Genomic DNA, 15,463 nt, shown 5'->3' on the forward strand with positions numbered 1-15,463 from the left:
GTTTAAGCCTGTTCCAACGAGGTTTCTACACGGTTGGCCGGGATTTTCTTCTCGGCGACCAGGCGAGCGTGTTGCTCGGCTTCGATGCGTTCGATCGTCTCGACCGGCACCATGTAGCCTTGATCATCACGTGCAGCGTGGACAATGAAGTAGCCGATGGTGCCCACCAGGCTCGCGATTGCCAGCCACCAGATGTGCCAGATCATCGCGAAACCGAACACGGTCAACAGCGCGCCCATCACCACGCCAGTGGCGGTGTTGTTTGGCATGTGGATCGGTTCGTAGTGCTTAGGACGTTGGTACGCAGTACCGTCTTCCTTGGCTTCGGTGAACGCATCAATGGTGTTCGCAGTCGGGATCACGGCGAAGTTGTAGAACGGCGGTGGCGACGAAGTCGACCATTCCAGGGTGTGGCCATTCCATGGGTCACCGGAGTCGCAAGCGTTCTGCTTACGGTCACGGACACTCACGTACAGCTGGATCAGCTGGCAAGCGATACCCACAGCGATCATCACCGCACCGAACATGGCGACGTACAGGTACGGCACCCACTCAGGGTTGGTGGTGGCGTTCAGACGACGGGTCATGCCCATGAAGCCCAGAGCGTAGAGCGGCATGAACGCGACGAAGAATCCCGAGATCCAGAACCAGAATGCAGCCTTGCCCCAGCCTTCGTGCAGCTTGAAGCCGAACGCTTTCGGGAAGTAGAAGCTGAAACCAGCGATGTAACCGAATACCGCGCCGCCGATGATCACGTTGTGGAAGTGAGCGATCACGAACAGGCTGTTGTGCAGCACGAAGTCAGCACCCGGGATGGCCAGCAGTACGCCGGTCATGCCGCCGATGGCGAAGGTCACCATGAAGCCCAGGGTCCACAGGACCTGGCTGGTCATGCGCAGACGACCGTGGTAGATGGTGAACAGCCAGTTGAATAGCTTCACCCCCGTCGGGATGGAAATCAGCATCGTCGCCAGGCCGAAGAAGGCGTTGACGCTGGCCCCCGAACCCATGGTGAAGAAGTGGTGCAGCCACACCATGAAGCCCAGTACGGAGATTGCGCCCGATGCGTAAACCATCGAGTGGTGACCGAACAGGCGCTTGCCGGTAAAGGTCGAGATCACTTCGGAGAAGATACCGAACGCTGGCAGGATCAGGATGTACACCTCAGGGTGACCCCATGCCCAGAACAGGTTCACGTACATCATTGGATTGCCACCAAGTTCGTTGGTGAAAATGTGGAAATCCAGGTAACGGTCAAGCGACAGCAGCGCCATGGTAGCGGCCAGAATCGGGAACGAAGCCACGATCAGGACGTTGGCCCAGGTGCAGGTCCAGGTGAAGATCGGCATGTCCATCAGTTTCATGCCAGGGGCGCGCATTTTCAGGACGGTGGCCAGGAAGTTGACCCCCGTCAATGTCGTCCCGAGTCCTGATAACTGTAGGGCCCAGATGTAGTAGTCCACACCCACGCCAGGGCTGTATTGCAGGCCCGACAATGGCGGATACGCAACCCAACCGGTCTTGGCGAATTCGCCGACGCCCAGGGACACGTTGATCAGCACCACGCCGGAAACCAGCAGCCAGAAGCTCAGGGAGTTCAGGAACGGGTAGGCAACGTCACGCGCGCCAATCTGCAGCGGCAAGGCAAGGTTCATCAGGCCGGTGAAGAATGGCATCGCCATGAAGATGATCATGATCACACCGTGAGCGGTGAAGATCTGGTCATAGTGTTCAGGTGGCAGGTAGCCAGGCGAACCCTCGGTGGCCATGGCCAACTGGGTACGCATCATGATGGCGTCGGCAAAACCACGCAGCAGCATGACCATGGCAACGATGACGTACATGACGCCGATTTTCTTGTGGTCGACCGAAGTCAGCCACTCGGTCCACAGGTAGGTCCACTTCTTGAAGTACGTGATACCTGCAAACAGTGCCAGACCACCCAGCGCGATCATGGCGATAGTCACCATTACGATCGGCTCGTGGAACGGGACCGCATCCCAACTTAATTTACCAAACATCGTTTACTCCTCTGCCCCAGCAGTTGAATGCGAGCCCGTGTCAGAACCTTCAACCGCGGCCACTTCTTTCTTCTCGTGCTTGACCGGCTTGCCTGGCTTCATACCTTCGTACTTGTCGACGATTTTCTGAAACAGGTCCGGCTCATACGCGGAGTACAGAGCGACTGGGTTGTTCTGGCTTGGTTTGGTCAGGGCATCGTATTCAGCTTGATCAAGCTGTTTAGGTGCGGCCTTGACTTCGGCTACCCAGGCGTTGAAACCTTCCTGGCTCGTCGAGATCGCTTTGAATTTCATGCCGGTGAAGCCAGCGCCGCTGTAGTTTGCGGAGATGCCTTCCATTTCAGCTTTTTCGTTGGCGATCAGGTGCAGGCGAGTCTGCATGCCTGCCATCGCGTAGATCTGGCCGCCCAGGGCTGGGATGAAGAACGAGTTCATCACGGCGTCGGAGGTGATCCGGAAGTTAAGCGGAGTGTTCTCCGGGAACTGGATTTCGTTGACGGTGGCGATACCCAGGTCCGGGTAGATGAACAGCCACTTCCAGTCCAGCGCGACTACTTCGATGTTGATCGGCTTGACGTCGGATTCCAGCGGACGGTACGGGTCCAGCTCATGGGTCGACTTATAGGTGATGTAACCCAGGGCGATGATGATGAGGATTGGCACCAGCCACACTGCGACTTCAATCTTGGTGGAGTGCGACCACTTCGGCGCGTAGGTCGCGCTGGTGTTCGACGCGCGGTATTTCCAGGCGAAGGCGAAGGTCATGATGATCACAGGCACCACAACCAACAACATCAGCAGGGTGGCGGTGATGATCAGGTTTCGTTGATCCAGACCGATCTGTCCTTTTGGGTCCATCAAGGTCCACTTGCAGCCTCCCAGCATTAACATCATGCCAAGCAGCGGCAAAAAGCCTAGTAATCGGGGGTACCTGTTTTTACTCATCTCACGACCTCTAAAGCAGCTTGCGCAATGCAGTTGGGTTTTGATCGCCAACACTTCACCCTGCCAAGGGTTGGCATTTCTCTTCGATTGAATAAGAGCCTGCCCATCACGCCATTAGGTGGCGTTTCACGGACCTGCGGTGAGTTCTTATTCGATTTCGTGGTTAAAGGCCTTGTTACAGACCAATTCCATTTGGTGCGGATAGTTGAAAGGCTGTCGGAACCTTGGGGTCGCACAGAGCCGTCCATCTGCCCCTCGACCGCTCCAGTGCTCAAATATTGAACAGCACCGGACATTCAGTGCGGGCGATTGTAGTTAGCTAGCGATGTATAAACCATGTCTTATAAAGAAATAATTTTTATCGATTACAGCAATAATCCTTCACCAATATTGCAAAGGTTCGCGATCTTATCGCGTTCGATTCTCAACAAAAACCACAAAAATTGCCGTGTTATAGGGTAATCCGTTGCAGTCCTTACGCGCTGTAAGGGCATGCCAAACCGATGCAACCCCCCATAAAACAAGGCATTCGGACATCACCCAATTGCTGGCGTGGCCTGAGGTTCGTGGCCTCGCCGGAACCACGAACTGACAGCACATCTTGGCCGTTTTATGCAAATTTAAGCGGCCGTTTGGCGAGTCAGAAACGTCCTGCGGCAGCTTCCGTGTGACAACATGTCGCACACTGCGCGCACCCAAGATTGTCCCGCGTCACGTTCTATTCACAAATCCCTACAAACAAAAACGCCCCGGTCTTCCTTCAAGAAGGACCGGAGCGTTTCAGGGATGGGCTCAGGCTTTGCGCTGGCGATTCCGGTAAATGCCCAACGGCACCAGGATCACCGTCAATACGAACGCGACCAGCGCCCACTGCGCCAGGGACAGACCCAGCACAGGTGGATACGGGGTGCTGCAGAAGCCATCGACCTGGAACCCCAGGGGGAACACTTTGGCCAGTGGCAGGTCATCGACGATCGGTTGCAGCACATCAATGCCGCAGCTGACCTGGGGGAAGAACTGGGTGTACACGTGGTGACCGGCTGCGGCCACACCGCCGAGGGCGCTGAGTATCACCAGCCCTTCGAAAAACGTGAGCGCCCCTTTGGTGCGCATGGCCGCACCGATGAACGCGAAGATCGCGATCAACAGCAAGGCGTAGCGTTGCAGGATGCACAGCGGGCACGGCGCCTCGCCGAGTACCACCTGCATATAAAGCGCACCGCCGATCAGCGCCAGGCAGATGATGCCCAGCAACACCAGAAAGCGCCGCTCCCTGCCTAAACGCAATTCGTCACTCATTTCCGGTTCCCTTTGTTTGGTTGTGCCAATGGCCGCAAGTTTACACACAGGGAGTGGTTTAAACAGAGGGGGGTTAACGGGGGATTAATGCGCCTTTCTGTAGGAGCGAGCTTGCTCGCAAAAAACGCCAGGGCGCCGTATTCATTCTGGATGGGCGCGTTTTCGTTGGCGATCTTCGCGAGCAAGCTCGCTCCTACAGGGGGCTGGAGTTATTCCAGCGCCGCAGCCGGGCCGAAGAACTCATAGCGGCTTTGCTTCTCGGGTACACCCAGCGCCTTGAGATGACGCTTGATCGCGCCCATGAAGCCTTTAGGGCCAAGGAAGTAGGCATCGATGTCGCGCTGCTCCGGCAACCACGCCGCCAGTTGTTCCTGGCTGAGCAAACCCACCTTGTCCGCCGCCGGGCTCACACCATCATCCTCGGCGTAGCAATAGAAGCGCTTGAGCTGTGGGTGCTTGGCCGCTAGGGCATCGACCCAATCACGGAACGCATGCACCCCGCCGTTACGCGCGCAGTGGATGAAGTGCACCGGGCGCTGGGTAGCCAGGGCGGCTTCGAGCATCGGCAAGGTCGGCGTGATGCCCACTCCACCGCTGATCAGCACCAGCGGTTTGTCGCTGGCTGCCAGGGTGAACTCTCCCGAAGGCGGAAACAGGTCAATAGTCGCACCGACGTGCAGTTGGTCGTGCAGGTAGTTGGACACCCGCCCTCCGGCTTCGCGCTTGACGCTGATGCGGTACAGGCCCGAATCGGTCAGGGCTGACAGCGAATAGTTGCGGCGCACTTCCTCGCCATCCAGCACCAGTCTCATGCCGATGTATTGGCCCGGTGCAGCGGCAAGAATCGGACCGTTGTCCACCGGGGCAAAGTAGAAGGAGATAATCTCGTCACTCTCCACCACGCGCTTGACGATGATGAACGGCCGCGCCCCCCGCCAGCCACCCGGGGCCTGCGCTTTCTCTTCATAGATCGCCGCCTCGGCGCCGATCAGGATGTCGGCCAGTTGGCCATAGGCCGCGCCCCAGGCGTTCATCACCTCGGGCGTCGCAATCTCGCTGCCCAGCACTTCGGAAATCGCGCGCAGCAGGCAGGCGCCGACGATCGGGTAATGCTCCGGCAGGATCTGCAGGGCCACATGCTTGTTGATGATCTTGGCCACCAGGTCGCCCAGTTGATCCAACTGGTCGATATGCCGCGCATACATCAACACCCCGTTGGCCAAGGCGCGGGGTTGATCGCCGCTGGCCTGGTGGGCCTGGTTGAACAGCGGGCGAACTTCCGGGTACTCGGAAAGCATCATGCGGTAGAAATGGGTGATCAGCGCTTCGCCGCCGCTTTCCAGCAGGGGCACGGTGGATTTGACGATGGCACGGTCTTGGGCACTAAGCATGGGAGCCTCCTGGGCTTCTTTACTGATTGCCTTTACCTACTCAGTATTCGTGCCAACTAATAAACTCATATATTTCAATTAGTTATTCAGTATCTAGTCAATATGACTTCTTATAAAGTATAGTCATAAGGACTACAAGGAGTCATTATGACTGCGCAATCGCTGCTCACCACCCTGCTGCCCCTGGTCGCCGACCTGTCCCGTGAACTGCCCGAAGGCGAGCGTTATCGTCGTCTATTACAAGCCATGCGCGCCCTGCTGCCCTGTGACGCCGCCGCGCTGTTGCGCCTGGACGGCGAATGGCTGGTGCCGTTGGCCGTCGACGGTTTGAGCGCCGACACCCTGGGCCGGCGCTTCAAGGTCAGCGAACACCCGCGCTTCGCCGTGTTGCTGAGCAGCCCAGGCCCTACGCGTTTCGACAGTGACAGCGAATTGCCCGACCCCTATGACGGATTGGTGGATGGCCTTCACGGGCATCTGGAAGTCCACGATTGCATGGGTTGCCCGCTGTTCGTCGACGATCAGCCCTGGGGCCTGCTGACCCTGGACGCCCTCGACACCGAGCGCTTCGAGCGCGTGGAACTGGACGCCCTGCAAGCCTTCGCCAGCCTCGCCGCCGCCACCGTCAACGTGGCCGAACGTATCGAACGCCTGACCCTGCGCGCCGAAATCTACCGCGAGGCCAGCGGCCAGCAGCACAAGGAGATGATCGGCCAGAGCAAACCCCACAAGCGCCTGGTAGAAGAGATCAAGCTGGTGGGCGGCAGTGACCTCACCGTGCTGATCACCGGCGAAACCGGGGTAGGCAAGGAATTGGTGGCCCAGGCCATCCACGCGGCCTCGACGCGCGCGGATAAACCGCTGATCAGCCTCAACTGCGCCGCCCTGCCGGAAACCCTGGTGGAAAGCGAGCTGTTCGGCCATGTACGCGGGGCCTTTACCGGCGCGTTGAACGAGCGTCGCGGCAAGTTCGAACTGGCCAACGGCGGCACGCTGTTCCTCGATGAAGTGGGTGAATTGTCACTGACCGTGCAAGCCAAGCTGCTGCGGGTGCTGCAAAGCGGCCAGTTGCAGCGCCTGGGCTCGGACAAGGAACACCAGGTGGACGTGCGCCTGATCGCCGCCACCAACCGCGACCTCGCTGACGAAGTGCGCAATGGCCGCTACCGCGCCGACTTCTATCACCGCCTCAGCGTCTACCCGCTGCAAGTGCCGGCGTTGCGTGAACGCGGGCGCGATGTGTTGCTGCTGGCCGGTTTCTTCCTTGAACAGAACCGCTCACGCATGGGCCTCGGCAGCCTGCGCCTGACCAGCGATGCCCAGGCAGCGCTGCTGGCCTATAACTGGCCGGGGAATGTACGAGAGCTGGAGCATTTGATCGGACGCAGCGCGCTGAAAGCCTTGGGAAACTGTCGCGAGCGTCCGAAGATTCTCAGCTTGAATGCCCAGGACCTGGACCTGCCCGACGTCAGCGCCCCCGTGATCGAAGCACACACCGACGTGATACCCGTCGTAACCGGCGACCTGCGCCAGGCCACCGAACACTATCAACGCCAGATCATCAGCGCCTGCCTGGAGCGCCACCAGCACAACTGGGCCAGCGCCGCCCGAGAACTCGGCCTGGACCGCGCCAACCTCGGACGGATGGCCAAGCGCCTTGGAATGAAATAACCCAAACAACTCGGTCAAATGTGGGAGCGGGCTTGCTCGCGAATGCGGTCTGTCAGTCACCAAAGGTATCGACTGATCCACCGCTTTCGCGAGCAAGCCCGCTCCCACATTTAGATTTGTCGCGCCTTAAAGACAGGGTTCACACGCTTCGCCTTACGAAACACCAACACATTGCCCAGCATCACAAGGACCAACCCCGCCAACGCCGGCGCGGTCCACTGGTAGCCCTCGGCAAACGCCGAGACATTCAGCGCCACCACCGGGAACAACACGGTGCAATACGCCGCGCGCTCCGGCCCCATGCGCCCGACCAGGGTCAGGTACGCGGTAAAGCCGATTACCGAGCCTGGGATCACCAGGTACCACAGGGCTCCGACATACCGCGCGCTCCAGTCCATCTCAAACGGAATCCCGCGCACCATGCAATAGGTCGCCAGCATCAACGAACCATACAACATGCCCCAGGCATTGGTCGTCAGCGGCCTCAGACCGGCCTTCTGTTGCAGACTCGAGAGCATATTGCCCGCCGAGAAACACATCGTCCCCAGCAACGCCAACCCCAAGCCGAGCAAGGTTTGCGGGCTGGCGGTATGCCCCACCAGTTCCGGCCAGAACAGCAGGCCCAAGCCCATCAAACCCAGCCCGCCGCCCATCAACACATTGCGCGCCACCCGCTGGCCGAAAAACACCCGGGCATTCAGCGCATTCCACAGCGTGGCCGTGGAAAACACCACCGCCACCAGGCCGCTGGGAATCCACTGGCTGGCGGTAAGGAAGCACATGAAGTTGACGCAGAACAGACACAGGCCCTGCGCCACACAAATCAAATGCCCACGCCGATTCATCACCTGCAACTTGCGACTGAGCAGCAACAACACAAACAGCACCAGCGCCGCCAAACCGAAGCGATAGACGATGGACACCGGAATCGCCACCACGCCCAGTTGCCATTTGAGGGCGATCCAAGTGGTGCCCCAGATCAGCACGGTGAGTAAATACAGGGAAAGGTTCATAGCGGGCTCCATCGATTGAGCCACAGTGTGGCCCGCGATCCATGGCGCGCTCTTGCACAATCTTGCGCTTTTGTCGGGCGGTGGACGCACAGCACTCACCGCGCGGAGTAGGATGCAAGGCGTCGGAGAGTACGAACCATGCCTGATCTGGAATCCCTGCAAGTCTTTCAAGCCCTTAACCGCTCGCCCAATGCACGCCTCGAAGCCTGCGCCGAGCTCGGTGACGGCTTGTCTGCAGCCTTGTGGAGCAACCATCACGATGCCCAGGATTACCAGGCGCCCAGCCATCACACCTTGTCGTGCTACATCGGCGGCGGCACCGGCACCTTTCGGCGTGACCAGCCGGGCACCAAGGGCGGGCCCGACAAGCTGTGCATCCTGCCCGCCGAGCACCAGTCGGCGTGGGTGATCAACGGCGAAATCCGCCTGGCCCATGTGTACTTCAGCCCGGAGCAATTCGCCCTGGGCTGCGTCACCCTGCTCGACCGCGAACCGCGCACCCTGCAATTGCGCGAAAGCACCTTCCTGGAAGACGCCAGCCAGGCCCGGCGCTTTCACCAGTTGATCGCACTGAACTGGCACGAACCCGCCGAACGCCTGCTGACCAGCAGCCTGGCCCACGAAATGCTCAGCCATACCCTGCTCAGCCAGGTGGGTGCCCGCGAAGGATTACGGTTGAAAGGCGGGCTGGCGGCGCATCAGCGACGGCTGTTGGTGGAGTACATCGACCAGCACCTGGAAGACCCGATCAGCCTGGGCCAATTGGCCGGGATGTGTGCGCTGTCGGAATACCATTTCGCGCGGATGTTCCGCCAAAGCTTCGGCCTGCCGCCGCACCAATACCTGCTGGCGCGTCGCCTCACCCGCGCCCAGGCCCTGCTGCGCAGTGGCGCCCTGCCCTTGAGTGAAATTGCCTTGATGTGCGGTTTCTCCAGCGCCAGCCACTTCACCCATCGCTTCCGCCAAGCCATGGGCGCCACGCCCGGCGAGTACCGACAGGCGTTTTGCGCCTAGGTCATCAACCCCAATGTCTTGGCCTTGGCCACCGCTTGCGTGCGCCGCTCCACGCCGAGCTTGCTGTGGATACGCCGCGCGTGGGTCTTGACCGTATGCAGGGAGATAAACAGCCGGTCGGCGATTTCCAGGTTGGAGTTGCCCAGGGCGATCAACTGCAGCACCTCCAGCTCACGCTGGCTGAGCGGGCTCTCTGCCGCACCCGACACGGGCGCCTGTGGCTCCATGCCCAGCTCACTCAGTAATCCCGGCGAGCGCAGCCGCAGTTCGCGAATCGCTTGCTGCACTTGGCAGCGTGCCGCCAACGCCAGCCCGGTTTGCAGCGAGCGGCGCGCCAGCGCGCAATCACCGATTTGCCAGGCCACTTCGCCCAGCACCAGGTGCAGCTCGGTTTCCAGGCAGAGCATGCCGCGCTGGTGAGCGGTATCCAGTAGGGCCGTGAGCCGCGCCACCGGCTGATCGGCGCACCCCAGTTTCACTTCCGCCAGCACCAGCAGGTACTCCAGGCGCGGCACCAGTTCCAGGGTGGCCGGCGGTGCCTGCCTGGCCTGGGGCCCACGGAAGTGGCGAAGCACACGGCGCACCGCTTCCACCGTCAGTTCGGCACGCCCCTGCTGCAACCAGAAATGCCCGCTGACCAGCAGCAACACCGCGCGGTACACCGTGTCGGGCACCTGACGCTGCTGCATCAGCCGCTCGGCATCGCGCAATTGCACAAAGGCCTGGGCGTAATCGCCACGGTTGGCGGCCAGCAACGCCAGGCCGAGGAATCCGTAGAGCACGCGTTTGTCCTGGCTGTGCAGGCACATCTTCAAGCCCGCCTCGAAACACTCGGCAGCCAGGCTGTCCTGCCCTTGCCGCAACGCCAGGTGCCCGCGCCGCAGGGCGATGCGCCCGACCAAGGGCCCGGCCTTGAGTCGCTGTTTGAGCAACATCGCCTGCACATTTTCCAGCAGGCTTTGCGCCCGATAAGGGGCGCCGCGCTGCTCCAGCAGTTGCGCGTGATCCAGCTCCAACAGGGCTTCGAGCAGCAACGAGCCATGAGCACGGGCCAGGCACAAGGCTTCGCGGCTCAGGGCCTGGGCCACGTCCAGTTCACCGCGCAGCAAGGCTTGCTGGGTCAGGCCCGAAAGGCACATCAACCGCGACGTCCAGGCGCTGTCGGGCAAAGCTTGCAGCGCTTCGAGGAAGTGTTCGCGAGAACGTTCGGCATCGCCCCCCAGATGCAGCAACCAGCCCCACTGCGCCTGCCAGCGCGCCAGCAGGTAGCGCTGTTGCGCCGCCGTCGGTTGCGGCGCGAACCGCGCCAGTTGATGGATGCATTGCGCGGCCTGCTCGAAGCGACCGGCGAACAGCAACGCCGCCGTCAGTAGCCCGACCAATTGCGCCGAACCGAGCATCAGCTCATCGCCCTGCTGTTCATGCAGGCGCAACAGCAGCATCGCGTTCTGCTGGCGGAACAGGTCTTCGAAACTGAAGTGCTGCAACAGGCTCACCGCCACTTCATATTCTTCGGCGAGCAAGGCGTGTTCAAACGCGGCCTGCCAGTCCTGTTCGGCGGTGAACCATTGGCAGGCGCGGCGATGCCATGAACGCTTGGCTGGCCAGGGCTCGTCACGCAGCAAATCAGCGAGGGGTGGAAAGACCTGCAGCCACTCGGTGTCTTCCCAGGGTTGGACAAACGCGCCGAGGGCCTGCAGATCGTGCAGGTACTGATCACCGTCGCCAAAGCCGAACAGGTGTTCGCACAACCCCGCGTTGAAGCGCGGCAGATGCGCCAGCACGCGCCAGGCTTCCGCCAGTTCGGCTGGCAACGTGCTGAACAGCTCGTGTTGCAGGTAATCGAGCAAGGTCTTTTCCGGGTGGACGTCCCCCAGCAAGGCAATGCGCGTACCGGCACACCAGCCGGCACTGAACTGCAACACGCTGTCGACGGACTGCCCTGGGGCATGAACGAGCAATTGCTGGATCTCGGCAGGGCTGAACGCCAAGTCTGCGCCAAACTCCAGCAGCTCATCGTCCAGCAGCAACCTCGGCCAATTGCACAGCGGGCGACGCCGCGCGCCCAGCCACCACGTCAGGGCTGGACTGCTGGCGGTCAACAGGCGATCGAGCAAAGCGTCGGTGTCCGGCACGGGTAAGCGGCAGAAGTCATCGAGGAACACCCACGCCGGGGCCTGCCAACGCGCAAGGTCCGACAGCAGGGTCGCTTCATCGGTGAACGGCAAACCCAGGTTCTGCGCCAGGCGCTGGCAAAGATCGACGGGGCTCAGGGCAATACCATTGAGCGGCAACCAGTACACCGGGCAATCCTTGGGTGCCTGCAACGCGCACTCGGCGAACAGCGCGCTCTTGCCACTGCCGCCGGGCGCGCACAGCAACTTGACCCTGACCTGCGCCGCCAGCAAGGGCTCGGCCAAGCGTGGGCGCAACAAATGATGGGCGGACAGCCGAGGCATGAATCCAGGACGGTCCAGGCAGCGTGTCATGGCAGTCATTGCTGCATCCTGCTTTTTTATTGTTATGCAACGTGGCGCCTACCCTAGTCCTGTGGTCGGCGGTTGTTGAAGAAGTATTCAGCGGGGTGATTGGCAGGCATAAAAAAGCCGGGAGCCCAAAGGGTCCCGGCCAGGTAAAAGGGTGATCAACGAACCCCTTCGGCCCTCAATGCAGCCGGGGTGTAGTCCGCCGCCTTGGCCGCAAAACCGAACACGAAGCTGCGCTTCTCCTCGTTCTTCATGCCCAGCGCGATGTAGCGCCCGGCGATGATGTCGTAAAGGGTTTCCACGGTGTACGCCGGGGTCTGGTGGTCGTAATAGAACTGCGCATGACCTTCGGCGACACGCCACAGTTGGCCGCGGCCGTCGTAGTGATCCACCAGTGCCACCTGCCAGCTGTCCTCGTCGATGTACATGTGGCGCTTGGCGTAGATGTGCCGCTCACTCGGCTTGACCGTGCCGACCACTTCCCACACGCGGTGCAGTTCATAGCGGGTCAGGTCCTGGTTGATGTGGCCGGCCTTGATGATGTCGTCGTACTTGAGTGTCGGCTGGTCCAGCTTGTAGCTGTTGTAGGGGATGTACATCTCTTTCTTGCCCACCAGCTTCCAGTCATAGCGGTCCGGGGCGCCGGAGAACATGTCGAAGTTGTCCGAGGTGCGCAGACCGTCGGAGGCAGTGCCCGGCCCGTCATACGCCACTTGCGGCGCGCGGCGTACGCGACGCTGGCCGGCGTTGTAGATCCACGCCAGGCGCGGTTCCTTCACTTGGTCGAGGGTTTCATGCACCAGCAGCACGTTGCCCGCCAGGCGCGCCGGGGCCGTCACCGACTGCTTGAAGAAGGTCAGCACGTTGGCCGCCTTCGCCGGGTCCATGTCCGGGATCAGTTGCGGCACCGCCACTTCCTCTTCGAAGCGGATCGGCGTGTAGCTGCCGTTGGTCTGCGGCGTGGCCTGGGTGATGATGCGGCGCAGGTTGCCGCCGTGGTAGCGGGTGATGTGGTTCCACAGCACTTCCACGCCATTCTTCGGAATCGGAAACGCGTAATAGCGGTTACCGGTGAACCCTTCCAGTCCATTGCCGTCGTTGATCGGCTTGACGTTCAGCGCACTGCGCTTGATCGACTCGTAGATCTCCGGCGGCAGGTTGACCGTGCGGTGGGTTGGGTACACCGGGATCTTGTAGGTTTCGGGGTAGCGCTTGAACATCGCCACCTGGCCGTCGGAGAGTTTGTCCTTGTACTTGTCGACGGTGGCTGCGGTGATTACGAACAACGGTTTTTCACTGGCGAACGGGTCGGCCAGGAAACCCTTGCTGTCCACCGCACCGGCGTTTTTCGGGATGCCACCGGTCCAGGCCGGGATCGAGCCGTCGGCATTGCCGGCTTTTTCGGCGCCCACCGGGGTCAGGGTGGTGCCCAGCTTGGCCGCCTCTTCCGGCGACACCGCTGCCATTACGTGGGTAGCCAACAGGCTGAGGGCCAACACTGCAATTGTCTTACGCATGGATGCTTGTCCTTCTTTAAGCCAGATCAGAAGTTGACGCCGAAGCTGAGCGCGAGGAAGTCGCGGTCGGTCAGGGTGTTGTAGTCGCCGCCGAAAAAGTCGGTGTAACTGAGGCTGGCGGTGTAGGTGTTGCGATAGTCCGCATCCACGCCGACGCTGATCGCCTTGGCGCCTTTGTTGAACAGGCCATTGGGGCCGTAGCCGGCCACATCATGGGACCAGGACAGGTTGGGCTTGAGGTTGATCCCGGCGATCACGTTGTTGTAGTCCAGGATTGCCCGGGCGCGGTAACCCCAGGCGGTGGAGGTGACAAAACCGTCGGTGTCACCCTGAAACCCGTAGGCGCCGTACACCGAGTCGCGGCCGTAACGCAGTTTGGATTTATCTTCCAGGCCTGCAACGTGCACGATGGCCGCTTCACCGACGACCGTGAGGCGTTCAGCGCCCAGCACCTGGTCGAAAAACTGGGTCATGGTGCTCTGGATCTGGGTGATTTCCTTGCGGCGGTAGCCTTTGTTGTCGGAGCCGAAGTTGCTGCGAATAGGTGAGGCCGTTTGGCCGGCGATCGGGTTGATCAGGGCCAGGGTCAGGTCGGTGGTGTTGAGTTGTACCGGGGCATTGGGCCGGTAGCTGATTTCTCCGGTCCACGCCGTGCCGGTGGGCAAGGTGGTGGAGAAGCTGGCGCCGAACAGGCGGATATCTTCAGGGTAATCGAGGTAGTACTGGCCGCGACCGAGCATGGTGCTCTGGGCCAGGGCAGAACCAAAACCGGCAGGCGCGGCAGCGGCGATACCCCCGATAGTCGCGAGATTGGTGTTGGCCGTGATCGTGCCCACGGTCGGCGTGCGGCTGTGGTAATTCATGAAATACAGACCGTACTCGGTGTCATCGCCCAGCCAACGCAACGCGGCACCGAACTGGCCGGAATCCCGCGCATCACGGTCGCCTGCACGCTGTACCACCACGCCTTCGCGAGTCACCACGAAGCCTTGGCCGCGTGCCGCTGCAATCGGCTGCAAGGGCGCAATCGCCGGGTTGCCCACCGTGTAGTTATTGGTGCAACCGTCCGCCGCCACATCGCCACCAAAGAAAGTGCCGCAGTTATCCAGCACCGTCTGGTCCCACTCCAACTGGTAGAAACCTTCAACAGTCAGTTGGTTGGTCAGGCTTTGTGAAGCAAACAGCATGTTGACCGGAATCAACCCTTCCTTGATCTCGGCGCCCGGACGACGGAAGGCGGAAACGTCAATCGGGTTGATACTGTTGATGGAGTTGCCGATGAAGGTACTTTCCCCCCAACTGACCACCTGCTTACCGGCGCGCACGGTGCCCGGCAGGTCACCCAGCGAATAGTTGTGGTAGACGAAGGCATCGAGGATCTGCGCACCGCTGGATTTGGCGCCTTCCTTGCGGTTGTGGTCGCTGATCTGTTTGAACTCGCGGTCTTCGTCCTTCAGTTCGAAGTCGTACCAGTACTTGCCGCGCACGAACACGCCTGTGTCGCCGTACTTCAATTCCAGGTCGTGCAGGCCCTTGAAAATCTTGGAGAAGGTCTCGCCCTTCTTGAAATTCAAGCGACCGTCATCACCGGTAGACGCCTGGCCGGTGCCGCCATTGACCGTGCCCACCAGCTTTTTATCGGCGTCGCGCATGCCCCAGCTCGCGCCCACCGACAGCGAGGAATCGAATTGCCCTTCGATCTCGCCAATGTTGAACGAAACAGCCTGTGCCTGGGCACAGCACCCCAACGCAACCGCAGCGGCCAGCGCCTGTGGCCTGAAGATGGCGCGCATTGTTGTTCTTGTCATGCGTCTTCCCCGGTGAGTGACAGAAGGCCCCACCCTACTGCCGCCCATCAGGAGCGATAAGCGCACCAAGGAGGGATTCGTGTTGTCGCCCGAAAGGATGACAGGGCGCTCTGGCCTGGGCTTGGGGCACAGGCATGCATTGGGTGGATGGTGGCTTATCAGGGGAATGTATGGAGAGCGCTGAAACTGTTGCTTATTGTGCAACAGTCCTTGTCACGAATCGGCATTACTCATTTTGTTACAAGCGGCTATTCTTACCGGGCTTTCAGGGCAAACGGCCCGTTTCCACAACCGGAAG

At 60.7% G+C, this 15,463-nt stretch carries 10 protein-coding genes; 2 read left to right on the top strand and 8 right to left on the bottom strand.

Features of this window, described 5'->3' with window-relative positions:
* Positions 1–2 precede the first annotated feature (2 nt).
* The 4 genes from cyoB to hmpA all read right to left on the bottom strand — a co-directional run bounded on the left by cyoB (position 3) and on the right by hmpA (position 5,656).
* The gene (gene cyoB, locus CI807_RS00615; protein WP_016979642.1) at positions 3–2,021 is read right to left on the bottom strand and encodes a cytochrome o ubiquinol oxidase subunit I; all 2,019 of its coding nucleotides are present in this window, start codon (positions 2,019–2,021) and stop codon (positions 3–5) included.
* Between the two features lie 3 nt (positions 2,022–2,024).
* Positions 2,025–2,966 carry a ubiquinol oxidase subunit II gene (gene cyoA / locus CI807_RS00620; protein WP_026000009.1) on the bottom strand — a complete coding sequence of 314 codons (942 nt, stop codon included), beginning with the start codon at positions 2,964–2,966 and terminating at the stop codon, positions 2,025–2,027.
* Between the two features lie 792 nt (positions 2,967–3,758).
* On the bottom strand, positions 3,759–4,265 hold the full coding sequence (locus tag CI807_RS00630; protein ID WP_010206438.1) for a disulfide bond formation protein B: 507 nt from the start codon (positions 4,263–4,265) through the stop codon (positions 3,759–3,761).
* A 209-nt stretch (positions 4,266–4,474) separates the two neighbouring features.
* Positions 4,475–5,656 carry an NO-inducible flavohemoprotein gene (gene hmpA, locus CI807_RS00640; protein WP_095013488.1) on the bottom strand — a complete coding sequence of 394 codons (1,182 nt, stop codon included), beginning with the start codon at positions 5,654–5,656 and terminating at the stop codon, positions 4,475–4,477.
* 147 nt (positions 5,657–5,803) lie between these two features.
* Between hmpA and norR the strand changes: the two genes are divergently transcribed.
* Complete coding sequence (gene norR / locus CI807_RS00645) at positions 5,804–7,327, top strand: nitric oxide reductase transcriptional regulator NorR (RefSeq protein WP_095013489.1); 1,524 nt, start codon at positions 5,804–5,806, stop codon at positions 7,325–7,327.
* 110 nt (positions 7,328–7,437) lie between these two features.
* Here the strand turns inward: norR and CI807_RS00650 are convergent, their stop codons facing one another.
* Positions 7,438–8,340: a DMT family transporter gene (locus CI807_RS00650; protein WP_095013490.1), complete on the bottom strand. Its 903-nt coding sequence runs from the start codon at positions 8,338–8,340 to the stop codon at positions 7,438–7,440.
* A gap of 138 nt (positions 8,341–8,478) precedes the next feature.
* Between CI807_RS00650 and CI807_RS00655 the strand changes: the two genes are divergently transcribed.
* Positions 8,479–9,354 carry a helix-turn-helix domain-containing protein gene (locus CI807_RS00655; RefSeq protein ID WP_095013491.1) on the top strand — a complete coding sequence of 292 codons (876 nt, stop codon included), beginning with the start codon at positions 8,479–8,481 and terminating at the stop codon, positions 9,352–9,354.
* Here CI807_RS00655 and CI807_RS00660 read toward each other — a convergent pair.
* The 3 genes from CI807_RS00660 to CI807_RS00670 form a co-directional block, all read right to left on the bottom strand.
* Positions 9,351–11,852: a LuxR C-terminal-related transcriptional regulator gene (locus CI807_RS00660; RefSeq protein ID WP_095013492.1), complete on the bottom strand. Its 2,502-nt coding sequence runs from the start codon at positions 11,850–11,852 to the stop codon at positions 9,351–9,353. The two genes, CI807_RS00655 and CI807_RS00660, sit on opposite strands and share 4 nt — an antisense overlap.
* Before the next feature lie 146 nt (positions 11,853–11,998).
* Positions 11,999–13,357, bottom strand: coding sequence for a DUF1329 domain-containing protein (locus CI807_RS00665; protein ID WP_095013493.1), 1,359 nt, complete (start codon positions 13,355–13,357; stop codon positions 11,999–12,001).
* A 26-nt stretch (positions 13,358–13,383) separates the two neighbouring features.
* Positions 13,384–15,165, bottom strand: a complete 1,782-nt coding sequence (locus CI807_RS00670) for a DUF1302 domain-containing protein (RefSeq protein WP_095013494.1) — start codon at positions 15,163–15,165, stop codon at positions 13,384–13,386.
* Positions 15,166–15,463 lie beyond the last annotated feature (298 nt).

Origin of the sequence: Pseudomonas sp. NS1(2017) (assembly GCF_002269425.1) — a bacterium.
Lineage (GTDB): Bacteria > Pseudomonadota > Gammaproteobacteria > Pseudomonadales > Pseudomonadaceae > Aquipseudomonas > Aquipseudomonas reactans.